The sequence below is a fragment of the Orrella sp. JC864 genome (assembly GCF_037026685.1).
Lineage (GTDB): Bacteria > Pseudomonadota > Gammaproteobacteria > Burkholderiales > Burkholderiaceae_B > Orrella.
This window is the reverse complement of record NZ_JBANET010000022.1, coordinates 44,371-67,683: the sequence shown is the minus strand read 5'-3', so window position 1 is coordinate 67,683 and position 23,313 is coordinate 44,371. Positions and strand designations below refer to the sequence as shown.

The window sequence follows — 23,313 nt, the reverse complement described above, 5'->3', positions numbered from 1 at the left end:
CAGGTGGCCGGGTGCTAAAATCGTGGGCTTCGCTACTTTAACACCGGGTCCGTGCTTTCGATCTTGCGGGGCCCGCATCCGAGCTTCCCATGACACAGCCTTCCGCTTCCCAACTCCATCTGGCGGATGCCATCCGTGCCTTGTCCATGGATGCCGTGCAGCAGGCCAATTCCGGCCACCCGGGCGCGCCGATGGGCATGGCGGAAATCGCCCAGGCCCTGTGGACGCGCCATCTGCGCCACAATCCGGCCGACCCCGCCTGGCACGGCCGCGACCGCTTCGTGCTGTCCAACGGCCACGGCTCGATGCTGATCTACGCGCTGCTGCACCTGAGCGGCTACGACCTGCCGATCGAAGAGCTGCGCAACTTCCGCCAGCTGCATTCGCGCACGCCCGGCCATCCCGAGGTGGGCATCACCCCCGGCGTGGAGACCACCACCGGCCCGCTGGGCCAGGGGCTGGGCAACGCGGTGGGGATGGCGCTGGCCGAGGCCCTGCTGGCGCGCGAGTTCAACCGCCCCGGCCATGCCATCGTCGATCACTACACCTACGTCTTCATGGGCGACGGCTGCCTGATGGAAGGCATCTCGCACGAGGTCTGCTCGCTGGCCGGCACGCTGCGCCTGTCCAAGCTGATCGCCCTGTACGACGACAACGGCATCTCCATCGACGGCAAGGTCGAGCACTGGTTCGGCGACGATACCGCCAAGCGTTTCGAGGCCTATGGCTGGAACGTCATCCGCGGCGTGGACGGCCACGACGTCGATGCCGTCGATGCGGCGCTGTCGGTGGCCCGCCAGCTGGCCGGGCAGGGCAAGGGGCCCACCCTCATCGTGTGCCGCACGCAGATCGGCAAGGGTTCGCCCAATCTGGCCGGTACCGACAAGGTGCACGGCGCGCCGCTGGGCGGGGCCGAGGTCCAGGCCACGCGCCAGGCCCTGGGCTGGTCCAGCGCGCCCTTCGAGATTCCCCAGGCCGTCTATGACGGCTGGGACGCCCGGCAGGCCGGCGCCGCCGCGCAAGCCGAATGGGAGGCGCGCTTCGTTTCGTATCGCGCGGCGTTTCCGGCCGAGGCCGCCGAGTTCGAGCGGCGCATGAAAGGCGAACTGCCCGACGGCTTCGCCCAGAAGCTGCAGGCCCTGCTGCTCGCCACCGACGCCAAGGGCGAGACGGTGGCCACGCGCAAGGCCTCGCAGCACGCCATCACGGCCCTGGCCGAGCTGCTGCCCGAACTGCTGGGCGGCTCGGCCGACCTGACCGGCTCGAACTACACCGACTGGAAGGGCGTCGTCCCCGTGCGCGCCGGCCAGCACCATCTGCAGGGCGGGCGCCACATCAACTACGGCGTGCGCGAGTTCGGCATGGCCGCCATCATGAACGGCATCGCGCTGCATGGCGGCTACCTGCCCTTTGGCGGCACCTTCCTGACCTTCTCCGATTACTCGCGCAACGCCATCCGCATGGCCGCGCTGATGAAGCAGCGCGTGGTGCACGTCTTCACGCACGACTCCATCGGCCTGGGCGAGGACGGCCCCACCCACCAATCCATCGAGCATGCCAACAGCCTGCGCCTGATTCCCAACCTGTCGGTCTGGCGCCCCTGCGACACGGTCGAGACGCTGGCCGCCTGGGCGCATGCCGTCCAGCGCCCGGCTTCGCTCGGCATGGCCGTCAAGGACGGCGGCCCCACCGCGCTGCTGCTCTCGCGCCAGAACCTGCCCTTCGTGCAGCGCGACGCCGCCGCCCTGGCGGCCGTGGCGCGCGGCGGCTATGTGCTGCGCGATGCCGAGGGCGCGCGCGCGATCATCATCGCCACGGGCTCGGAGGTGGCCATCGCCCTGGCGGCCCAGGAGCAGCTGGGGCAGGCCGGCGTGCCGGTGCGCGTGGTGTCCATGCCCAGCACCGACGTGTTCGACAGGCAGGACCGCGCCTGGCGCGACAGCGTCCTGCCGCCGGGCTTGCCGCGCGTGGCCGTCGAGGCCGGCACCACCGCGCTCTGGCACAAGTATGTGGGCCTGGACGGCGCGGTGGTGGGCATCGACAGCTACGGCGAGTCGGCCCCCGCGGGCGTGCTGTTCAAGCATTTCGGGCTTACCGCCGAGAAGGTGGCGCAAGCCGTCCAACAGGTTTTGTAAAACACCAGGAGATCACGTCATGACCATCCGCGTCGCCATCAACGGCTACGGCCGCATCGGCCGCAACATCCTGCGCGCCCACTACGAATCGAACAAGCGCCACGACATCCAGATCGTGGCCATCAACGACCTGGGCGATCCCAAGACCAATGCGCACCTGACCCGTTACGACACCGCCCATGGCAAGTTCCCGGGCACCGTCGAGGTCGACGGCGACTACATGGTCGTCAATGGCGACAAGATCCGCGTGCTGGCCAACCGCAACCCGGCCGAGCTGCCCTGGGGCGAACTGGGCGTGGACGTGGTGCTCGAGTGCACGGGCTTTTTCACCAGCAAGGAAAAGGCCGGCGCCCACCTGAAGGGCGGCGCCAAGAAGGTCATCATCTCGGCGCCTGGCGGCAAGGACGTGGACGCCACCGTGGTCTACGGGGTGAACCACGGCGTGCTCAAGGCCAGCGACACCGTCATCTCCAACGCCTCGTGCACCACCAACTGCCTGGCCCCGCTGGTCAAGCCGCTGCAGGAGAAGCTGGGCGTGGTCACCGGCCTGATGACCACGGTGCACGCCTATACCAACGACCAGGTGCTGACCGACGTCTACCACGAGGACCTGCGCCGCGCGCGCTCGGCCACGCAAAGCATGATCCCGACCAAGACCGGCGCGGCCGCTGCGGTGGGCCTGGTGCTGCCCGAGCTCAACGGCAAGCTGGACGGCTACGCCATCCGCGTGCCGACCATCAACGTCTCGATCGTGGACCTGTCCTTCATCGCTCAGCGCGAGACCACCGTTGAAGAGGTCAACGCCATCCTCAAGGAAGCCTCCGAGGGCGCGCTCAAGGGCATCCTTACCTACAACACCGAGCCGCTGGTGTCGGTGGACTTCAACCACAACCCGGCCTCCAGCAACTTCGATGCCACGCTGACCAAGGTCTCCGGCACGCTGGTCAAGGTTTCGTCCTGGTACGACAACGAGTGGGGCTTCTCCAACCGCATGCTCGATACCACCGTGGCCCTGATGTCGGCCAAGTGATGCCGGCCATGGCGAACGTCAAGACCCTTACCGCGCTGGCCAAGGCCGGCCAGCTGGCCGGCAAGCGCGTGTTCATCCGGGCCGACCTGAACGTGCCTTTCGACGAGGCGGGCAACATCGCCGAGGACACCCGCATCCGCGCCTCGGTGCCGGGCATACGCCTGGCGCTCGATGCCGGCGCGGCGGTGCTGGTGACCTCGCACCTGGGCCGTCCCAAGGAAGGCGCGCTGACCGACGCCGATACGCTGGCGCCCGTGGCCGAGCGCCTGGGCCAGCTGCTGGGCGCGCCGGTCGCCTTGCGCCGCGACTGGGTCGAGCATCCCGTGCCGGTGGAGCCCGGCAGCGTGGTGCTGCTCGAGAACTGCCGTGGCAACGTGGGCGAAAAGAAGAACGACGAGACGCTCGCGCGCAAGCTGGCCGCGCAGTGCGACGTCTACGTCAACGACGCCTTCGGCACGGCGCACCGGGCCGAGGCCACCACGCACGGCATGGCGCGCTTCGCGCCGGTGGCCTGCGCAGGCCCCTTGCTCGAGGCCGAGCTCGAGGCGCTGGGCCGGGCCCTGCAGCAGCCCAAGCGCCCGCTGGTGGCCATCGTGGGCGGCTCCAAGGTATCGACCAAGCTGTCCATCCTGCAGTCGCTGGCCGAGAAGGTCGACCAGCTGGTGGTGGGCGGCGGCATCGCCAATACCTTCCTGCTGGCCGCCGGCAAGCCCATCGGCAAGTCGCTGGCCGAGCCGGAACAGGTCGAGCAGGCTCGCGCCGTCATCGACATCATGAAGCAGCGGGGCGCCGCGGTGCCCATTCCGGTCGATGTGGTCTGCGCCAAGTCCTTCGGGGCCGATGCGCAAGCCAGCATCAAGCCGGTGGACGAGGTGGCCCAGGACGACATGATCCTGGACATCGGTCCGCAATCGGCCGCCCAGCTGGCCGCGATACTGGAGCAGGCCGGCACCATCGTCTGGAACGGTCCGGTCGGCGTGTTCGAGTTCGACCAGTTCGCCCAGGGCACCGAGACCGTGGCGCGCGCCATCGCCGCCTCGCCCGCCTTCTCGATCGCCGGCGGCGGCGACACGCTGGCGGCCATCGCCAAGTACGGCATCGGCGGGCAGGTCGGCTACATCTCCACGGGCGGCGGCGCCTTCCTGGAGTTCCTCGAAGGCAAGACCCTGCCGGCCGTCGAGATCCTCGCGCAGCGGGCGGAGCAGTAAGGCCGCCTGCACGGCGCGCCGGGCTTGCGCCCGCGCGCCGTGCAGGCTCCTGCGCTGGTTCAGGCGCTACGCGCCATGAGCCCGCCGTCGACCAGTAGCTCCGTGCCGGTGATGTACTTGGCTTCGTCGGAGGCCAGGAATACCGCGGCATAGGCCACGTCCCAGGCATCGCCACGCCGGCCCAGCGGCACGCGCGCCCGCGCTTGCTCGTGCAAAGTGGCAAGATCGGCGCGGCCTGCCTGCTTGGCCACGCGGTGCGCCAGCAGTGGCGCATCGATCATGCCGGGAACCACGGTGTTGCAGCGGATGCCGACCGGTCCGTAGCGCACCGCTAGCTGCCGGGTGAACTGCACCAGTCCGGCCTTGGCGGCCGAATAGCCGACGTGGTCGTGACCGAGGTGGCGCATGCCGCCCACCGAGCCCACGTTGATGATGCAGCCGCTGCTTTGCTCGCGCATGATAGGGAGCACATGCCGGCAGCATAGGAATACGCTGCCCAGGTTCAGGTCCAGCTGGGCGCGAAAATCGTCCAGGGGCATTTCCTCCGGGCCGCCTGTCACCGAACCGCCGACATTGTTGTGCAGGATGTCTACCCGGCCATACCGAGCCAGGCAGCGCTTGACCATGTCCTTGACCGACTCCTCGTCGGTGACGTCGACCTGGGCCAGCAGGCAATCCAGGCCTTCCTCGTGCATGAGCGTGGCGGTATGTTCGGCCGCGGCGCGGTCACGGTCCGCGACCAGGACTTGGGCTCCCTCGCGGGCGAAGGCCACGGCGGTTGCCCGCCCGTTTCCCCAGCCATCACCTACGGAGCCGGCGCCGGTCACGATGGCGACCTTGCCTGCCAACCTTGATGTCATTGTTTTCCCCTTGATCCACCGATTTTCAGGCGGCTTGCAGCAGACTATCGGTTTCAGCCAGTTGCAGCGCCGAATTATCCGTGTTGTTCATGAACCAGGGCCGCTTGTTGGCAGTAGTGCGGTTGGATACGGCACTGTAGTTCAAGTACAGAATGGAGCGTGGCCACGGCGACATGTTGGGGGCCGAGCCGTGCATGAGCGTGGGATGGATGAAGGCCACCGAGCCGGCCGGCCCGGCCAAGTCCACGATGCCTCCTTCCTCGGCCAGCGACTTGAGCGTATCGGTAGCCACGCGCTGGACCTCGTAGCCCTGCACCTTGGCCTCGCGCGACAGGATATCGTCCAGCGATTCGCGTTGGCTGCGAGGGATCACCAGCAAGGGGCCGTTGGCGACCGTGCACGCGTCGAGGAACACGGCAGTCATCACCGCATGCGGGCGGGGCATTCCGTCACCCAGGTGCCATGCCGTGAAATCCTGGTGCCACGACCATGAATCGCCGGTGAAGGGCAGCTTGAGATTGATGCGGCTTTGGTAGACATAGGCCGCTTCGCCGAGCAGTTGCTGCACGGTGCCCAGTATGCGTGGCAGGCGGCTGAGCATCCCATAGTGCGGATCGTTCACATGGGGGGCGTAAACGATCTTGGGCGTGGATTCGGGCGTGTCGCGCTTGACTTCCGGGCCGGTGCTGGCCATCAACGCGGGTATGGCCGAGCGCAGGATGTCGACTTCCTCGGCGGTCAGGAGGTTCGGAAAGTACAGATAGCCGTTTTGTCGGTATTCGTCCAGCTGTGTTGCCGAAAGGTTCATGGCGGGGCTCCGGTGGCGCAGGGGTGGTAGAATCTGAACGTATTGTAATAAAATACTTGGTATTTGAATTTCAATAAATGTTAGGAGCAGACCTTCATGGTGTCAACCAACTTCAGCAACGAAGCGTTCGAGGAGGGATGCGAACGCTGGTCCAATCCGCTGAACGTGAAGTCCCTGAGCAAGGCCTTTCGTCTGCTTGAAGTATTTCGCGATGCGCCAACGCCGCTGGGACTTGCCGAACTTGTCCAGGCCACCGGCATGGACAAGAGCACGGTGCAGCGCTTTACCTTCACGCTCAAGGAAATGGGGTATCTGGAGCAGGATCCCGATACCCGGCGCTACGTGTTGGGCCGGCGTGTACTGGATCTGACCTTCGGCTACCTGCATGCCCATCCCTTGGTCGAGCGTGCCTCGCCGGTTCTGGTGGACCTGCGCCGCAGCGTGCAGGAGCGCGTGGACATGACGGTACCGGATGGCGACTGGGTGCTGTACGTAGTACGGATGCAGGCCAAGCGCGAGAATTATTCGGCTGCGTTGATCGGCCGGCGCATTCCCATGTTCTGCTCGGCGGGAGGGCGGGCCATGCTCTCGGCACTGCCCGAGGAGGAAGCGCTGCAGGTCGTGCAGCGGGCGGACCGCGTACGGCATACGCCCAATACGCTGACCGACGTCGAGGCCATCATGAGGGAGGTGCGGGCGGCGCGCGAGCGCGGTTATGCGTTGCAGGTCGGCGAATGGCGTGCTGGCGAGATCGCAGCGGCGGTGCCGATCGTGGACAAGCGCGGCGTGCCGATCGCCGCCGTCCATGTGGCTGTCTCCATAGGCGAATGGACGCGTGAGGAGGTCGAGCGCCGCATCGTTCCCTTGCTGATGGACGCAGGAGCGGTCATCAATAAATCCTGAGCCAGCTTGTACGGCGGCACGCCAGCGGGTCATACAGATCGAGGGGGAGAGCGATGAAAGCGGTCGTCGCCATGCTCAAGCACGAGACCAACACCTTTTCGCCGGTTCGCACGCCATTGGCTCGGTTCGGCGCAAATGGGCCCCTGCGTGGCGAGGCCGCGCGCCTGGCCATGCAAGGTACGCGCACCGCCATGGGGGCTTACCTGGATCTTTGCCTGGCCCATGGCATTGAAACAGTCACGCCGCTGGCGGCGGATGCCCGGCCTAGCGGCCCGGCACCGGCCGAGGTATACGAGGCGCTGTGCCAGCCTATCCTGGAGGCGGTCGCCCAGGGGTGCGACCTGGTGATGCTGGATCTGCATGGCGCGATGGTCGCCGAAGGCGTCGATGACGGCGAAGGCGAATTGCTGCGCCGCCTGCGCGCTCTCCAGCCCGGCCTGCCGATCGCCGTGGCGCTGGACATGCACGCCAACCTAAGCGAAGCCATGGTCGAGCACTGCACCGTTCTGGCCGGCTATCGTACCTATCCCCATCTCGACCACTATGAGACTGGCGAACGCGCCGCAAGAACCTTGCTGCGGGCATTGGCAGGCCAATGTGCCCCGCGCATGGGCTATGTCCGCTTGCCTTCGCTGGCGCATACGCTAAGGATGGGAACGGCTGACGAGCCGTTCCGCACCCTGCTCGCACAAGCGATGGCGATCGCACAGCGGCCCGGCATACTCGACGCGGTAGTGTTCGGCGGTTTTGCGTTGGCGGACGTCCCACATCCCAACCCTTCGTTGCTGTTGGTCAGCGATGCCATGCGCATCGAGGCTGCCGATGAGCAGGCATGCCTGGCGGACTGGGCTGTCCGAGCCTGGAGCCTGCGCGACCACTGGGTCTACCGTTCCGAATCCCTGCAGGCGTCGCTGCAAAGGGCGGCCAGTTCACGGCAAGGACCGGTCCTGTTGATCGATCATGCCGACAATTGCGCCTCGGGCGGTACGCAGGACACGATGCACCTGCTGCGGGCTGCGTTGGCGCACGGCTTGACGGACATCCTGCTTTTCGCCGTGTGCGACCCAGAGGCGGTATCACTGCTATGCGAGGCGGGGCAGGGCAGCGAGCGTACGCTGGCTGTCGGCGGCAAGATGGATATGCCGGCGCTGGGCCTGCGCGGCGAGCCGCTGGTACTTACCGGCACGGTGCGCAGAGTCGGCGATGGCCAGTTCGTGCTGAGTGGGCCCATGCAGACAGGTGCCCGCGTCAGCATGGGGCGCACGGTGGTGTTCGAGACGGCGGCGGCAACGCTGGTGATCTGTGAGCGCCACCACGAGCCCTGGGATCTTGCAGCGCTGCAGGTGCTTGGCCTGGATCCGACTCGTTTCCGCTACGTGATGCTCAAGTCGCGCATGGCTTATCGCGCGGCCTTCCTGCCCATTGCCCGCGCCGTTGTCGAATGCGATGCGTGCGGCGTCACCAGCTCGGACTACGGGCAGTTTCCCTATCGCCGGCTGGCGCGCCCGGTGCATCCGCTGGACTCCGATTGTCCCCTGAATTTGCGTTGACATCAGAAAATTCTGGTGTGATCATATTTAATAGAGAGTCTAGAGTATTGTAATTAAATACGATCGCAAGCCCGGCGGTACATGCGGGCGTCAATAGCAAGGGGAAGACGCATGGCTACTTTCACGGCGAGCGACGGCTCGCAGTTGCACTATTGCATCGACGATTTTTCCGATCCGTGGCGGCCTCGCCGCCACCTTGTCCTGTTGCACTCGGCGATGGGAGCTTCCGCCCGGTTTTTCTCATGGATGCCGCTGCTGACGCCGCACTTTCGCGTCATTCGCATGGACACGCGTGGCCATGGACTGTCTCAGATGCCCAAGCCTGACGAACCCTTGTCGGTGGCAAGGCTCACCCAGGATGTGGTCGAGCTCATGGATCACCTGGGCATCGGGCAGGCGCATTTCGCCGGTGCCTCGGCCGGCGGCTATGTCTGTCAACGCATGGCCATCGAGCAACCCGCACGGGTGCAAAGCCTGAGCCTGTTCGGCTGCACGCCCGGTTTCAAGGGCGGACAGGCGAACGCATGGCTACCGCGCATCAGGAAGCAGGGCCTGCGCAACTTCCTGGCGCAGACCATCGACGACAGGCTCCAGGTTGACCAGGTCGATCCGCAACTGGTGCAGTGGTTCCTGGACCAGGCTGGAAGCAACGACCCTGCCTATGTCGAGCGGTTCATCTCCATGATGGACCAGCACGATTGGAGCGACGAGCTTGCCCGGATCCAGGCGCCCACGCTGCTGATCATTCCCGGCTTGGGCAAGATCGGCGACTACAGTGGTTTCGAACGCATGAAGCGGGCCATTCCCAATCTGACGGTCAAGGTCTACGAAGGCATGCCTCACAACGTGTGGGACGCGGTGCCCGAACGCTGCGCACGCGACGTACTCGATTTCATCAGCACCGTGAATACCCAACCGGCGCCAGCCGCATCAGGAGCCTGAGATGCATTCGGAAGATTCTTTCAAAACCAGCGACGGCCTGACCCTGCGCTATGCCATCGACGATTTTTCGCCGCCCTGGAAAACGCCAGAGACCGTGGTGATGCTGCATGCGGCCATGGGGTCGATGGAACGCTTTTACGCCTGGGTGCCCAAGCTGGCTGCGCGCTACCGCATAGTACGCTGGGATATGCGCGGGCATGGCAATTCGGACCAGCCGCCAGAGCATCTGCCGCTATCCATCGAGCGCCTGGCCCAGGATTTCGTCGAGCTGATGGATGCCCTGCAGCTGCAGAGCGCTCACGTCGTGGGTTCGTCGACCGGCGGCATCATCGCCATGCGAGCGGCCCTGGAACATCCTGAACGGTTCCGGACGCTGTCCTCGTACGCCGCAATCCCGGGGTTGGCGCCTTCGACCCGTCATCATGACTATAACGACTGGGACAATGGCCTGGTGCGTGAGGGAGTGCGCGACTTCATGCGCCGCACAATCGCGCAGCGCTTTCACCTGGACCAGGTCGAACCCGGTTTCGTGGATTGGTTCATCGAAGATGCGGCCCGAAACGACCCACGTTATTTGGCGCGTTTCGTGCGCATGATGACCACCTTCGATTTCAGCGATCGGCTCCGGGAAATCCCTTGTCCGTGTTTCTTCGTGGCGGTCAGCGGCGATCCGGTGCATTCGATGGAGAACTACGAGGTGCTCAAGCGCGTTCCCGACCACCGGTTCAAGGTCTACGAGAACATGCCGCACAACATCACCGACGCGGTGCCGCAGCGCTGCGTCGACGATCTGCTTGATTTCCTGAAGGACCATACCCAGTCCTGAGTACGGGCGGGTTGGCCGAGACCCGCTCGTTTCGTACTGCCCTTCCAGCACAGCCGCTCCGCGAGAATGCGGCGCGCGAGGACGGCGCTCGGCCGTTGCAAGCAGTTCCGACGCGGTCCGTGCCTGCGCGCGGACATGTCTTCATCCAGAACCATGCAAGGGGATTAATCATGAAGCAAAGCAGAACCAAAGGCGTGGCTGGCCTGGCCGCAGGTCTTTTGGCCGCTGTCCTAGGCATGCCGGTGGACGCCGCCAGCACCATGCAGGAGGAAGCGGACTTCCCGTCCCGGCCCATCACCTTCGTTGTGCCGCGTTCGCCCGGAGGCGGATCCGACACCATCACGCGCCTGATGGCGCCAGGCCTGGAGAAGCGCCTGGGCCAATCCATCCTGGTGGAGAACAAGCCCGATACGGCGGCGGTCATAGGCGCGATAGACGTGGCCAAGAGCCGTGCGGATGGCTACCGGCTCTATGTCTCGGACAATTCCTTCTACCAGAACCCGGCCGTGCTGCCCAAACTGCCGTATGACACCATCAAGGATTTCAGCGGCGTGACGATGCTGGCGCAGGGGCCGGTGGTGTTGCTGGTGCATCCTTCGGTACCCGCCAGCAATGTGCAGGAGCTGATCGCCCTGGCCAAGGAAAAGCCGGGTGGCCTGACCTATTCTTCCGGTGGCATCGGATCGTCCACGCACCTTGTGGGTGTGCTGCTGAATCTGGAAGCCGGCACCAACATTGTCCATGTCCCCTACAAGTCTTCTTCAGAGGCCTTGAACGCGTTGGCGGGGGGGCACGTCGATATCCAGTTCGGAGGCTTGAGCTCGGCCGCGCAGCTGATCGCTTCGGGCCGTGTGAAGGCGCTTGCCGTCACGGGCGAGCAGCGCGACCCGGCACTGCCCGATGTCCCGACGCTTCGGGAGTCCGGATTGAAGGAGTCCGATGTCATGAGCGTGTGGGGCATCCATGCGCCGGCCGGCACACCGTTGGCCCATCGCCAGAAGCTGCGCGATGCCATCGTCGATGCGCTCAAGGAGCCGCAAATCGCCAAGCGGCTGACCGACATGGGCTACACCATGCTGGGCAATACACCGCAGGAGCACCAGCAGCAGACCGAAGAGATGGTCCGGCTCTGGCTTGACCTGTCCAAGCAGGTCAAGCTCAGCGACTGAAGACTTCCCCTTTCTGAAATAGAGCAGGAGCAGACGTGTTGACATTTCCCCAGCGTGCCGGCCTCGTGGACGAGGTCATGGAGTGGCTGCAGAGCAGCGAGGCGGCCATGATCGACATGCTGCGCCGCATGGTCGATACCGATAGTGGCAGTTACGATAAGCCCGGCGTGGACGCCGTGGGGCGCATCGTCTGCGAGTTCCTGCACAGCCAGGGTATAGCCTGGGAGGTGCTGCCCAGCGATACCCTGGGTGATGCCATCCGTGCTTGCATAGGCTCCGTCCACGCCAGCCCCTACGTCTTGCTTATGGGGCACCGCGATACGGTCTTCAAGCAGGGCGAAGCGGCGCGGCGGCCGTTTCGCGTCGATGAGAGAGGGATCGCCTACGGCCCTGGCGTGGCCGACATGAAGGCCGGGCTGGTGATGAACACCTTTGTCATGGCGGCTCTTGCGCGGGCGGGTGCAGACTTGCCGCTGGTCTCGCTCTATACCGGTGACGAGGAGATCGCATCACCATTCTCGCGCGCGATCATCGAGCGCAACGCTCAAGGCGCCAGCGCCGTCTTCAACGCCGAGCCGGGGCGCGTCAATGGCAATGTGGTGACCGGTCGGAAAGGCTGTATCTTCGGCCGGTTCGAAGTGTCCGGCACCGCGGCGCACTCGGGCGCGAACTTCCCCGATGGCATCAGCGCTATCGAAGAGATCTGCCGAAAGACCGTCGCGCTGCATGCCTTGACCGACCTGCCGGCTGGCGTGACCGTGAATGTCGGCCTGATTTCGGGCGGGCTATCGGTTAATACTATCGCGCCCCAGGCACAGGCTGAGCTGGACCTGCGTTATATCGACCCGGACAGCCGCGACATCCTGCTCGGACGGATCCGGGACATCATGGATCAATCGTTCGTGCCCGGCACGCGGGCGCGTTTCGAGATCTCAGGCGAGTTCCTGCCCCTGGTGCCCGATGAGCGCTCGACGGCACTGTTCGAGCACTACGTGGCGTGCGCGCGCCATTGCGGCCTGTCGGTCGGTGGAGAATTCACGGGCGGCTCGGCCGATTCCGGGTTCGCCGCGGCCGCGGGCGCGCCCACCCTGTGTGCCACCGGTCCGCTAGGCGCCAAGGTCCACAGCGTCAATGAGTACATGCAGCTCGATTCCATGGTGCCTCGTGCCAAGGCGCTAGCACTGTCCATCCTGACTTTGCCTCGTTGAAAGCAAGGAGTAGCCTCGTGTCTCGCCATATCGTCTGCCTGTCGTTCGATTTCGATACCTGGTCCGGCTTGGCGGCCCGGGGCCTGACCACGCCCACGCCGTTCTCGCGCGGCGAGTTCGGCGTCGTCGGGGCCGGACGCATTCTTCGGCTGCTGGCTCGGCATCGCATTCAGTCCAGCTGGTTCATACCGGGCATCGTCATCGAAACCTATCCTGCAATCTGCGCAGAGGTGGTTGCCGGCGGCCACGAGGTCGGCAACCACGGCTGGACTCATGCCGTTCCCGCCACCATGAGCGACCAGGACGAGGCCGAAGGCTTCGAGTTGTCCAATGCAGCGATAAGGCGCCTGACGGGCCGGAACCCGGCAGGCTACCGTTCGCCATCCTGGGACATCAGTGATCGAACCGTGGACCTGTTGCGCAAGCACGGCTTCGAATACGAAAGCAGCCTGATGGGTAACGACTACACACCTTACTTCGTGCGTAGCGGGGACGTGGTCCCGCAATTAGGCTTGCCTGTCTTCGGCCGGCATACCGGGCTGGTGGAGATGCCCATTTCTTGGACGCTGGACGATTTTCCGCATTTCGAGTTCCTGCGTACCCAGAGCCAGCTGATGCCTGGCCTGATGAACGCCAACCATGTGTTGGAGAACTGGATCGCCGACTTCGATTACCTGCGGGAGAACTACGATTGGGGCATCATCACCTATACCTTCCATCCCTATGTGATCGGTCGGGGACATCGCATGAAGGTACTGGAAAAGTTGATAGCGCACTTGAAGGAGGGCGGGGCGGAGTTTCTCTGCATGGCCGATGCGGCCAGTGAGTTCCGGCAGAAGGTAGGCCGGGGCGAAATAACGCCTTATCCGTAGGAGGCTGGAGTGCGGGGGCGGGTGCTATGCTTGAAAGACTTGTCGTGCATCCGTCCTGTCATGCCTTCCACGATTTCATCCTCTGCTTTTCACCGCCAGGCGGGCGGTCTGTTCCTAGCCTGCTTCCTGGGGGTCTTGCCCCTGCCCGCAGTGGCCTATGCCAGCGAGCCGGCGGTCGATGCCGCGAGTGGCGACGATGCCTTCGAGCCGCAGCTGGGCCGTCATGGCAAGGATGTGATGTGGCTGCCCACGCCCGATGCGCTGGTCGCGCGCATGTTGAGCATGGCGGGCCTGGGCCCGCAGGACAAGCTGGTGGACCTGGGTTCGGGCGACGGCAAGATCGTCATCGCCGCCGCGCGCGATTTCCAGGCCCAGGCGCTGGGCGTGGAGTTCGATCCCAAGATGGTCGAGGTTTCGCGGCGCAATGCGCAAGACGCTGGCGTGAGCGAGCGCGCACGCTTTGTCCAGGGCGACATCTTCGAGGCCGAGTTTCCGCAGGCCACCGTGGTGGCCATGTACCTGCTGCCCGAGCTGAACCTGCGGCTGCGTCCCAAGCTGATGGCCATGGCGCCGGGCACGCGCATCGTTACCCACCAGTTCGACATGGGCCGCTGGCAGCCCGACGAGGCGTCGCTGATGGCCAACCGCGCCGGCTATCTGTGGATCGTGCCCGCCAACGCGGGCGGCCAATGGCAGCTGAACTATCCGCTCGAGGGCGAAACGGGCCAGGCGCGCCTGGACATCGCCCAGATCTTCCAGAAGATCCAGGGCAGCGCCGAGCTGGGCGCCCTCAAGACCACCTTGCGCCAGCCCCGCTTGAGCGGCGAGCGTATCGCCTTCGCCTTTACCGACGCGCGCGGCGAGCTGCGCGAATTCAACGGCGTGATCCAGGGCGAGCGCATGCGCGGCACGGTCACCGGGCCGCAGGGGTCGGCCTCGTTCACGGCCAAGCGCATCGGCGCGGCGCCGCCCATCGGCGGCTCTGGGCCGCCTTCCCAGCAGGAGCTCAATGCCGCCGCGGCCGCGCTGGGAGGAGAATAAACGTGCCGCGCCCGGCATCCAGGAGATCGAGCATGACGACGACCCTTACCGCCCCCGCCCTGCAGGATCCGGCGGCCTTCTACCGCACCGGCGCCGTCGCGCGGCTGCGCGAAGACCTGGCGCTGGCTTTGCGGGCCGCCGCCCACCACGGGCTGAGCGAAAGCGTGTGCAACCATTTCAGCGTGGCGGCCGACGAAGGCTTCGACACCTTCCTGCTCAATCCGCGCGGGCTGATGTGGGAAGAGGTGCAGGCCGACGACATCGTGCTGGTCGACGCCCAGGGCGAGGTCCTGCACGGCCGCCACGAGGTCGAGCCCACCGCCATGTTCATCCATGCCGCCGTGCACCGCATCGCGCGCAAGGTCGCGGTGCTGCATACGCACATGCCGCACGCCACGGCCCTGACGCTGACCACCCGGCGCGGGCTGGACACCGGCCTGTCGCAGAACGCCATGCGCTTTGCCGGACGCACCATCGTCGATCCCGACTACAACGGCCTGGCGCTCGATGCGCAGGAAGGCGAGCGCATCGCGCGCGCCATGGGCGATGCCGACGTGGCGTTCCTGGCCAATCACGGGGTCGTGGTGTGCGGCGCGCGCATCGACTACGCCTACGACGACCTCTATTTCCTCGAGCGTGCCTGCCAGGCCGAAGTGCTGGCGCGGGCTACCGGCCTGCCGCTGGAACCGGTGCAAGATGCCATGGCGCGCAAGGTGGCGGCCCAGGTCGAACAAGAGCGCCTGCAATCGACGCTGTTCTTCGAGGCGCTGCGTCGCCGGTTGCCTTCGGCCTGTTGAAGCCAGTTGTCAATAACTTCCCTTATAGCGAAATATTTTTGCCTAATATCAAATAGTTATTAGAAATTTATTCTAATAAGCCCTAATCTTGCGCTGGATTAAGTGGTTGTGTTTTCCTGGCTGGCGCGTACTATCTCCTTTATCGGCATGGCATCAGTCGCAGATATGACTGAGGGTGCCGGACAAATGAAGAACGACAAGGGGAAGTACATGGCAAGGTTGGAGCTGGGCCTTGATCATGCCGGCCTTGCGCTCAAGGACCTCGAGCGCGGCCGAGCAGCCTACGAAAAGCTGGGTTTTACGCTGTCGCCGCGCAGCGTGCATGCCGGGGCGCTGACCCCGGGCGGGCCGGTGGTGCCATGGGGCTCCGGCAATCACTGCGCCATGTTCGGCCGGGGCTATTTCGAGCTCATCGGCCTGATCGACGAGCAACTGCCCAGCAGCGTCAAGAACCTGGTGGCCCGGTACCAGGGCCTGCACATCGTCGCCCTCGATTGCGAATCGGCCGACCAGGCCTATGCCGCGCTGCGCGAGGCCGGCGTGGCCGCGGCCGAACCGGCCGCGCTCGAGCGCGACGCCGCCTACGGGCCCGACAACGCGCAGGTGCGCCGGGCCCGCTTTCGCAACATCCACCTGGACGGCCAAGCCTATCCCGAAGCGCGCTGGATCGTCATCGAGCACTGCACCCGCGACGTGCTGTGGCAGCCGCACCTGACCGAGCACCCCAACGGCGTGCAAGGCCTGGCCGCCGTCTATTTCGCCGCCGACGACCCGCAGGCCAGCGCCCGGCGCCTGGCGCGCCTGGCCGGCGAGCCGCGGCGCGTGGGCCAGGCCTATCACTTCGCGTTGCGGCGCGGCGCGCTCTGGCTCATGGACCCGGACCAGATGCGCCAGGCCGTGCCGGTGCTGGCCGACGAGCCGGTGCACCGCGTGGCCGCCGCCTGCTTCGAGGTGCGTTCGCTGGCGCATCTGCAAGCCTACCTGGACGGCCAGGGCGTTCCCCATAGCGCCAGGCCGTGCCTGGACAGCGGCCGTCCCTCCGTGTGGGTCGGCCCGCGGCACGCATGCCACGCCGCCTTGCAGTTCATCGAATCCCCATCCTCCTAGAAAAACCGACAAGGAACCCCATGAAAGCCGCAGTCATCTACGAGCACGGCGGGCCCGGCAGCATCCGCTACGAGACCCGGTTTCCCGATCCGGTCGCCGCGCCCGGCGAAGTGGTGGTCAAGGTGGCGGCCGCCACCTTGAACTATCACGACGTCTTTACCCGCAACGGCATGCCCGGCATCACCGTGCCCATGCCCATCATCATGGGCCTGGATTTCGCCGGCGAGATCGTCGAGGTCGGGCCGGACGTCAAGGACTGGAAGGCCGGCGACCGCGTGATGATCGATCCCTCGGACCGCAAGACCTTCGGCGGGGTGATCGGCGAAGCCCGCCATGGGGGCCTGGCCGAATATTGCGCGGTGCCGGATCACCACCTGGTGCGCATTCCCGATGGTGTCAGCTACGAGGCCGCCGCCGCGCTGCCGGTGGCCTACGGCACGGCCTGGCGCATGATGGTCACCATCGGCAGGATCCAGGCCGGCGAGAAGGTGCTGATCCTGGGCGCCTCGGGCGGCGTGGGCACCTGCTGCGTGCAACTGGCCAAGCTGGCCGGCGCCGAAGTCGTGGCCGCGGCCTCATCGCCCGAGAAGCTGGCGCGCCTGAAGGCGCTGGGCGCCGATCACCTGATCGACTACAAGCAGGAAGACTTCATGAAGTGGGTCTTCGCCAATTTCGGCAAGCCGCATCGCCGGCTCTACGAGAAGGGCGTGGACGTGGTGGTCAACTTCACCGGCGGGGACACCTGGGTCAAGTCGCTGCGCACCTTGCATCGCGGCGGGCGCGTGCTGACCTGCGGCGCGACCGCCGGCTACGACCCCAAGGAAGACCTGCGCTTCATATGGAGCTACGAGCTGCAGATCCTGGGGTCGAACGGCTGGGCGCGCGAGGACCTGGCCAGCCTGCTCGATCTGATGCAGGCCGGCAAGCTTGCGCCCGTGCTGGACAAGACCTATCCCTTGTCCGAGGTGAACGAAGCCTTCCGCCAGCTCGAGGACCGGCTGGTGTTCGGCAAGGTGGTGGTCAAGCCATGAGCCAGCGAGCTTCCCAGGCCAAGCGGCTCGAGCGCGCCGATATCGAGGCCATCTTCCAGCGCTCCTCGTTCATCCGCTTCATGAACCTGCAGGTGCGCGAGGTCGACCACGACGCCTCGCGCCTGTCCGTGCGCATGCCGCTGCGCCCGGAGTACGAGCGCGGCGCGGCCGGCTCGCAGCAATTTCACGGCGGGGCGATCGCCGCGCTGATCGACGTGGTCGGCGATTTTGCCATCGGCATGCTGGTCGGCGGCGGCGTACCCACGATGAACCTGCGGGTGGACTACCTGCGCCCGGCGATCGGCGCTTATCTGGACGGCACCGCCGTCGTGCGCAAGACCGGCCGCTCGGCGGCCGTGGTCGATATCGATGTCTTCGGGCCCGACGGCAAGCTGGTGGCCGTCGGACGCGGCACCTACGTTCCCATCACCGGTTGATTCTGGAGTCTTCCATGGCATTGCATGCTACCTCCCTCAAGCTGGCGCTGGGCGCCGCCTTCGTGGCGGCCCTGGCCCTGCCTGTGCAGGCGCAGAACCTGGCCAAGATCACCTACGGCAACGTGACGGACATGACGCTGTCCCAGGCCCCCATGGTCGCGGCCAAGCGGCTGGGCTACTTCCAGGAGGAAGGGCTGGACGTCACGCTGATGGGCTTCAAGGGAACGGGCACGCTGATCCCGCAGATGCTGGCCAAGCGGGTGGACATCGGCTATCCCAATCCCGATGCCCTGATCCTCTCGCGCGCGCCGGGGCAGGAATACCTGCCGCTGAAGTTCTTCTACAACGCCACCCGCCGCTCGGGCTGGGAGTTCATCGTGCCGGCCGACTCGCCCATCCAGTCCCTCAAGGACCTGGACGGCAAGAAGCTGGGGGTGGGCGCCATGACCTTCGGCAACGTGCCGATCACGCGCGCCGCCTTCAAGGAGCTGGGCATCGACGTGACCATGGTGCCGGTGGGCATCGGCAGCGCGGCCTTCCTGGCTTTCAACAACCGGCAGATCGACGCGTTGAACCTGTTCGACGCGCAGCACGCCACGCTGGAGACCCAGGGCACGGCCATCCGCCGCCTGCCCCAGGCCGAACGCTACGAGGCGCTGTTCAGCAACGGCTTCATCGCCCACGAGGACACCATCCGCGAACGGCCCGAGGTGCTGGTGGGCTTTGGCCGCGCGGTCGCCAAGGCCACCGTGTTCTGCGAAGCCAACCGCGAGGCCTGCGTGCGCCTGTTCTGGGCCGAATATCCCAACACCAAGCCCTCGGGCGACCAGGCCAAGGTGCTGGCCGACCAGGTCAAGGTCTTTTCGGCCCGTTTCGACAAGATGCTGGCCTTCCCGGCCGGACAGCCGCGCCGCTGGGGCGAGTTCCCGGCCCAGGCCTGGCGCGATTTCGCCACCGCGCTGCACCAGGGCGGGCAGATGTCCACCGCGGACGTGGACGTATCGAGCTGCTATACCAATGCCTTCGTCGAGCAGATGTCCGACTTCGACGCGGACAAGATCGTCGCGCAGGCCAAGGCCTATAAAGAGTGATGCCGATGATGCCGGCAGACGATCCCAAGGTGCATGCGCCGCCGGTTTTCCGGACGGAGAACCTGGATGTGACCTACCAGTCCTCGCGCGGGCCCACGCCCGCGATCAGCGGCTTTTCCACCTCGCTGGCCGAGGGCGAGTTCCTGTCCATCCTGGGGCCGTCGGGTTGCGGCAAGTCCACGCTGCTGAAGGTGGCGGCCGGGCTGCTCAAGCCCTCGGCCGGCCTGGCCGAGCTGGGCGGCACGCCCATCGAAGGCCCGCGGCGCGACGTGGGCATCGTCTTTCAACAGGCCACGCTGCTGCCCTGGCAGACCGTGCTCGAGAACGTGATGCTGCCCATCCGCACGCTGGGCATGGACAAGGCGCGGGGCCTGGAGCGCGCCCGCGCGCTGATCCGCCTGATGGGGCTGGAGAAGTTCGAGCGCCATTATCCCTATGAGCTGTCCGGCGGCATGCAGCAGCGCGTGGGCATCGCCCGCGGCCTGGTGCACGATCCCAGCCTGCTGCTGATGGATGAGCCCTTCGCCGCGCTCGATGCCATGACGCGCGAGCACATGATGGTGGAGCTGCAGCGCATCTGGATGGAGACGCGCAAATCGGTGATGTTCATCACCCATTCCATCCCCGAGGCGGTGTTCCTGTCCACGCGCATCCTGGTGCTCTCGCCCCGTCCGGCGCGCATCCTGCGCGAAATCGAGGTGGACCTGCCGCTGCCGCGCACCCCGCAGACGCTGGGCAGCGCCCGCTTCGGCGAGTTGTGCACCGAACTGCGCGGCCTGTTCTCGGCCGTGCCGCACTAGGAGCGCCATCGTGAGCGATCGCATCAAATCCATCGTGCATCCCCTGCTGCTGCTGGCGGCGCTGCTGGGCCTGTGGCTGTGCGCCACGCGCTGGTGGGGCGTGCCCAACTATGTGCTGCCCCCGCTCGAGGGCGTGCTGGCGGCCTTGCATCGCGGCTACGTGGTCGGCGATTTCTGGGGCGACTTCGGGTTCACGCTGGCCTCGATGATGCTGGGCTACGTCGCCGGATGCCTGCTGGCCTTCGTGGTGGGCGTGCTGTTCGCCGAGTTCCGCTGGCTGGAGCGGCTGCTCTATCCCTTCGTGCTGGGCCTGCAGTCCATGCCCAAGGTGGCCCTGGCCCCGCTGATCCTGGTGTGGTTCGGTTTCGGGCTGGAGTCCAAGGCCGTCATGGTGGGCCTGGTGTGCTTCTTTCCCATGTTCATCAACACGGCGGTGGGGCTGAAATCCACCGATCCGGCCCTGCTGGACCTGATGCGCGCGTTCTCGGCCAGCCGCTGGCACGTCCTGACGCGCATCAAGATTCCCTCGGCCGCCGGACACATCTTTGCCGGCCTGCAGATCTCCATCGTGCTGGGCCTGATCGGCGCGGTGGTGGCCGAGTTCGTCTCGTCCTCGCAAGGCCTGGGCTATCTCATCAACGCCTCGGCCACCACGCTGGACACCAGCACCATGTTCGCCGCGCTGTTCAGCCTGGCGGTGCTGGGCATCGCCGGCAGCCAGCTGGTGCGGCTGCTGCACCGCAAGCTGGTGTTCTGGGACCGTGGCGCCCATACGCAAACCTTGTCGGAGTAGAGCATTCCCATGGCGCAATCCCCTGGCGCGGCCGCCTTGGCCGATCTTTCGGATTTTTCGGAAACCTATGTCCAGGCGCGCGAGAAGTTCCTCGCCGCTGCCCGGGCCGCCGGCGCCCGGCTGACGGCATACCGCCACCCGGCCCAGCGGGGCCCGGCCGGCGAGGCGCTGTACCTGGACGCCGCCTGGCTGGGCCCGCGCGATGCGCGCCACGTGCTGGTGGTGGGCAGCGGCACGCACGGCATAGAAGGCTATCCGGGCTCGGCCGCGCAGACGCACTGGCTGCGCCAGCGCGGCGAGCGGGCCTTGCCCGCCGGCACTGCCGTGCTGTTCCTGCATGCCCACAACCCCTGGGGCTTTGCCCATGCCTTGCGCTTTACCGAAGAAAACGTCGACCTGAACCGCAACTTCATCGACTTCGGACAGGCGCCGCCGGCCAATCCGGGCTATGCCCGCGTCCACGCGCTGATAGACCGTCCCGAGTGGGACGAGGACGAGGTGGCGCGCATCTTCGAATCGCTGGCGGTGCTGCGCGAAGAGATCGGCGAGCAGGCCTATTCGGATGCCTTCAACGGCGGCCAGTACAGCCATGCGCAGGGCATCTTCTACGGCGGGCAGCGCGAGCAATGGTCCAATGGCGCGTTCCGGCGGGCGATCGCCGAGCACCTGGACCAGGCCGAGACGGCCGCCATCGTCGACCTGCATACCGGCATCGGGCCCGAGCGCGGGCACGTGTTCCTGTGCTTTCATCCGCCCGGCAGCGCGGCCTACGAACGGGCCCGCCTCTGGTGGGGCGAGCGCGCGGTCAACCGCGACGGCGTCACGCACAAGGCCGTGGCCAATTACCAGGGCCTGCTGGTCGATGCCTTCGTGGCCATGCTGCCCGGGCGCGAAACCACGGCCGTGGTGGTCGAGTTCGGCACCTTGCCGCGCCCGCGCATGCAGCGCGCCTCGATGGCGGCGCGCTGGCTGTACGCGGCAGGCATGCCCGACACCGGGCAGGCGCGCGCGCTGATGCGCGACGTGCGCGAAGCCTTCTATCCCAGCGCACCCGACTGGCGCGCCGGCGTGCTGGCGCAATCGCGCGAGATCATCGACCGCGGGCTGGCCGGCGTGGCGCAGGGCGCGGCCGTGCGGGCGCAGGCAGAAGGACAAGCAGGATGAAGTGGGTCAACCTGGGACAATTGACCGACCCGGCCAAGCCGGCCGATGCGGTGGCGTTGATCGACTGCCAGCCGGACGCCGAGCCGCGCCGGTATTCCCACGGCGAACTGGACAGCATGGCCGACGCCTGCGCGCGCGGCCTGCTGCGCCGCGGCCTGGCGCGCGGCGACGCGGTGGCGCTGATGAGCGCCAACCGCGCGCAGTTCCTGGCGGCCTACCTGGGCATCATGCGCGCCGGCATGGTGGCCGTGCCGGTCAACCACAAGCTGGCGCCCGAGACGGTTGCCTTCGTCCTGCAGGATTGCCAGGCGAAGCTGGTGTTCGCCGACGCGCCGCGCATGGCGCTGGTGCCGCCCGGACTGCCCGCCGTTTCCCTGTATGACGGGCGCTGGGATGCGTTCCTGGATCCCGGGCCGTTCCAGACCGTGGTGCCCGCGCCGCAGGATTGCGCCATGATCTTGTATACCTCGGGCTCCACCGGCCGTCCCAAGGGCGTGCAGCTATCGCATGGCGGGCAGATCTGGGCGCTGCAGGCCCGCTTTCGCGCGCGCAGCGATTTCCAGGATGAGCGCCTGATCGTGGCCGCGCCGCTGTTCCACATGAACGCGCTGGTGTCCTGCAAGTTCGCCTTGTGCGCGCACGCCAGCCTCGTGCTGATGCCGCAGTTCGACGCGCGCCGCTTCCTGCAGGCCATCGACCGCCACGACGTCACCTGGATCACTTCGGTGCCGACCATGATGGCCATGGTGGTGCGCGAGAGCGAGGCGTTGGCGGCCATGGATACTTCCCGTGTGCGCTACGTGCGCATGGGCTCGGCCCCGGCCACGCAGCAGCTCTACGACGCCGTGCATGCGGCTTTCCCCAATGCCACCATCGCAGGCGGCTACGGCACGACCGAGGCCGGACCCATCGTGTTCGGCCCCACCGAGGGCAGGGCGCTGCCTCCGGGTGGGGGCCTGGGCTGGCCGCTGCCCGACGTGCAGGTGCGGCTGGTCGATGGGCAGGGCCGCGACGCCGAACACGAGGGAGAGCTGTGGATGCGCACCCCGGCCAATATGCTCGGCTACCTGAACCTGCCCGAGAAGACGCGCCAGGTGCTCACGCCCGAGGGCTGGTATCGCTCGGGCGACGTGTTCCGCCGGGACGAGCAAGGCTGCTATTACTTCGTGGGCCGTGCCGACGACATGTTCAATTGCGGCGGCGAGAACATCTATCCCGGCGAGGTGGAGCAGGTCATCGAGCGCATGCCGCAGGTGATGCAGGCCTGCGTGGTGCCGGTGGACGACCCGATCAAGGGCCAGAAGCCCGTGGCCTTCGTGGTGCTGCGCCCGGGCCAGCAGGCCGACGAGCAGGCGGTCAAGGACTTTGTCCTGGCCCATGCCCCGGCCTACCAGCATCCGCGCCGGGTGTACTTCGTCGACGACCTGCCGCTGGCCTCGACCAACAAGATCGACCGGCGCGCGCTGGTGCAGCGGCTGGCCGCGCTGCAGGCGGCGGGCGCATAGGCTTGCCTTACAGGCAGGTTTTTGGGGATTAGTTTT

General features: G+C 66.4%; 22 protein-coding genes. 20 read left to right on the top strand and 2 right to left on the bottom strand.

Annotation, left to right across the window (positions count from 1 at the left end; all coding sequences use genetic code 11):
* Positions 1-89 precede the first annotated feature (89 nt).
* From tkt to V8Z80_RS17595, 3 genes are read left to right on the top strand one after another with little or no spacing between them, the layout of a single operon-like run.
* Positions 90-2,135: a transketolase gene (gene tkt, locus V8Z80_RS17605; RefSeq protein ID WP_155192953.1), complete on the top strand. Its 2,046-nt coding sequence runs from the start codon at positions 90-92 to the stop codon at positions 2,133-2,135.
* Positions 2,136-2,154: 19 nt separating this feature from the next.
* Complete coding sequence (gap, locus tag V8Z80_RS17600) at positions 2,155-3,165, top strand: type I glyceraldehyde-3-phosphate dehydrogenase (RefSeq protein WP_155192952.1); 1,011 nt, start codon at positions 2,155-2,157, stop codon at positions 3,163-3,165.
* 8 nt (positions 3,166-3,173) lie between these two features.
* On the top strand, positions 3,174-4,373 hold the full coding sequence (locus tag V8Z80_RS17595) for a phosphoglycerate kinase (RefSeq protein ID WP_336062950.1): 1,200 nt from the start codon (positions 3,174-3,176) through the stop codon (positions 4,371-4,373).
* Between the two features lie 59 nt (positions 4,374-4,432).
* On the opposite strand, the gene V8Z80_RS17590 is transcribed toward V8Z80_RS17595, so the two are convergent.
* Together V8Z80_RS17590 and V8Z80_RS17585 are read right to left on the bottom strand one after the other, a co-directional pair.
* Positions 4,433-5,233: an SDR family NAD(P)-dependent oxidoreductase gene (locus tag V8Z80_RS17590; RefSeq protein WP_336062949.1), complete on the bottom strand. Its 801-nt coding sequence runs from the start codon at positions 5,231-5,233 to the stop codon at positions 4,433-4,435.
* 25 nt (positions 5,234-5,258) lie between these two features.
* Positions 5,259-6,041 carry a phytanoyl-CoA dioxygenase family protein gene (locus tag V8Z80_RS17585; protein ID WP_336062948.1) on the bottom strand — a complete coding sequence of 261 codons (783 nt, stop codon included), beginning with the start codon at positions 6,039-6,041 and terminating at the stop codon, positions 5,259-5,261.
* Positions 6,042-6,137: 96 nt separating this feature from the next.
* Here V8Z80_RS17585 and V8Z80_RS17580 point away from each other — a divergent pair, with 96 nt between their 5' ends.
* The 17 genes from V8Z80_RS17580 to V8Z80_RS17500 all read left to right on the top strand — a co-directional run bounded on the left by V8Z80_RS17580 (position 6,138) and on the right by V8Z80_RS17500 (position 23,277).
* Complete coding sequence (locus V8Z80_RS17580; RefSeq protein ID WP_336062947.1) at positions 6,138-6,944, top strand: IclR family transcriptional regulator; 807 nt, start codon at positions 6,138-6,140, stop codon at positions 6,942-6,944.
* Between the two features lie 53 nt (positions 6,945-6,997).
* Positions 6,998-8,494, top strand: a complete 1,497-nt coding sequence (locus V8Z80_RS17575) for a M81 family metallopeptidase (RefSeq protein ID WP_336062946.1) — start codon at positions 6,998-7,000, stop codon at positions 8,492-8,494.
* Positions 8,495-8,605: 111 nt separating this feature from the next.
* Complete coding sequence (locus V8Z80_RS17570) at positions 8,606-9,436, top strand: alpha/beta fold hydrolase (RefSeq protein WP_336062945.1); 831 nt, start codon at positions 8,606-8,608, stop codon at positions 9,434-9,436.
* A gap of 1 nt (position 9,437) precedes the next feature.
* On the top strand, positions 9,438-10,262 hold the full coding sequence (locus V8Z80_RS17565; RefSeq protein ID WP_336062944.1) for an alpha/beta fold hydrolase: 825 nt from the start codon (positions 9,438-9,440) through the stop codon (positions 10,260-10,262).
* Between the two features lie 170 nt (positions 10,263-10,432).
* Positions 10,433-11,431 carry a tripartite tricarboxylate transporter substrate binding protein gene (locus V8Z80_RS17560; protein ID WP_336062943.1) on the top strand — a complete coding sequence of 333 codons (999 nt, stop codon included), beginning with the start codon at positions 10,433-10,435 and terminating at the stop codon, positions 11,429-11,431.
* A gap of 35 nt (positions 11,432-11,466) precedes the next feature.
* On the top strand, positions 11,467-12,639 hold the full coding sequence (locus V8Z80_RS17555; RefSeq protein ID WP_336062942.1) for a M20 family metallopeptidase: 1,173 nt from the start codon (positions 11,467-11,469) through the stop codon (positions 12,637-12,639).
* Between the two features lie 17 nt (positions 12,640-12,656).
* Entirely contained in the window at positions 12,657-13,511 is an 855-nt protein-coding gene (locus V8Z80_RS17550; protein ID WP_336062941.1) for a polysaccharide deacetylase family protein, read from the top strand.
* A gap of 135 nt (positions 13,512-13,646) precedes the next feature.
* Positions 13,647-14,552, top strand: coding sequence for a class I SAM-dependent methyltransferase (locus V8Z80_RS17545; protein WP_336062940.1), 906 nt, complete (start codon positions 13,647-13,649; stop codon positions 14,550-14,552).
* Between the two features lie 32 nt (positions 14,553-14,584).
* A complete protein-coding gene (locus tag V8Z80_RS17540) occupies positions 14,585-15,349 on the top strand; it encodes an aldolase (RefSeq protein WP_155192947.1) in 765 nt (254 codons plus the stop codon).
* Between the two features lie 210 nt (positions 15,350-15,559).
* On the top strand, positions 15,560-16,456 hold the full coding sequence (locus V8Z80_RS17535; protein WP_155192944.1) for a VOC family protein: 897 nt from the start codon (positions 15,560-15,562) through the stop codon (positions 16,454-16,456).
* A 20-nt stretch (positions 16,457-16,476) separates the two neighbouring features.
* Positions 16,477-17,487, top strand: a complete 1,011-nt coding sequence (locus V8Z80_RS17530; RefSeq protein WP_336062939.1) for a zinc-binding dehydrogenase — start codon at positions 16,477-16,479, stop codon at positions 17,485-17,487.
* Positions 17,484-17,924, top strand: a complete 441-nt coding sequence (locus tag V8Z80_RS17525; RefSeq protein ID WP_336062938.1) for a PaaI family thioesterase — start codon at positions 17,484-17,486, stop codon at positions 17,922-17,924. The genes V8Z80_RS17530 and V8Z80_RS17525 overlap by 4 nt, the downstream gene beginning before the upstream one ends.
* A gap of 14 nt (positions 17,925-17,938) precedes the next feature.
* On the top strand, positions 17,939-19,015 hold the full coding sequence (locus V8Z80_RS17520; RefSeq protein ID WP_336062937.1) for an ABC transporter substrate-binding protein: 1,077 nt from the start codon (positions 17,939-17,941) through the stop codon (positions 19,013-19,015).
* Positions 19,016-19,020: 5 nt separating this feature from the next.
* Entirely contained in the window at positions 19,021-19,815 is a 795-nt protein-coding gene (locus V8Z80_RS17515) for an ABC transporter ATP-binding protein (protein ID WP_336062936.1), read from the top strand.
* A gap of 10 nt (positions 19,816-19,825) precedes the next feature.
* Positions 19,826-20,608, top strand: a complete 783-nt coding sequence (locus V8Z80_RS17510) for an ABC transporter permease (protein ID WP_336062935.1) — start codon at positions 19,826-19,828, stop codon at positions 20,606-20,608.
* A gap of 9 nt (positions 20,609-20,617) precedes the next feature.
* Positions 20,618-21,772 carry a M14 family metallopeptidase gene (locus tag V8Z80_RS17505; protein ID WP_336062934.1) on the top strand — a complete coding sequence of 385 codons (1,155 nt, stop codon included), beginning with the start codon at positions 20,618-20,620 and terminating at the stop codon, positions 21,770-21,772.
* Complete coding sequence (locus tag V8Z80_RS17500) at positions 21,769-23,277, top strand: class I adenylate-forming enzyme family protein (protein WP_336062933.1); 1,509 nt, start codon at positions 21,769-21,771, stop codon at positions 23,275-23,277. Before V8Z80_RS17505 ends, V8Z80_RS17500 begins: the two co-directional genes overlap by 4 nt.
* The last annotated feature ends 36 nt before the right edge of the window (positions 23,278-23,313 follow it).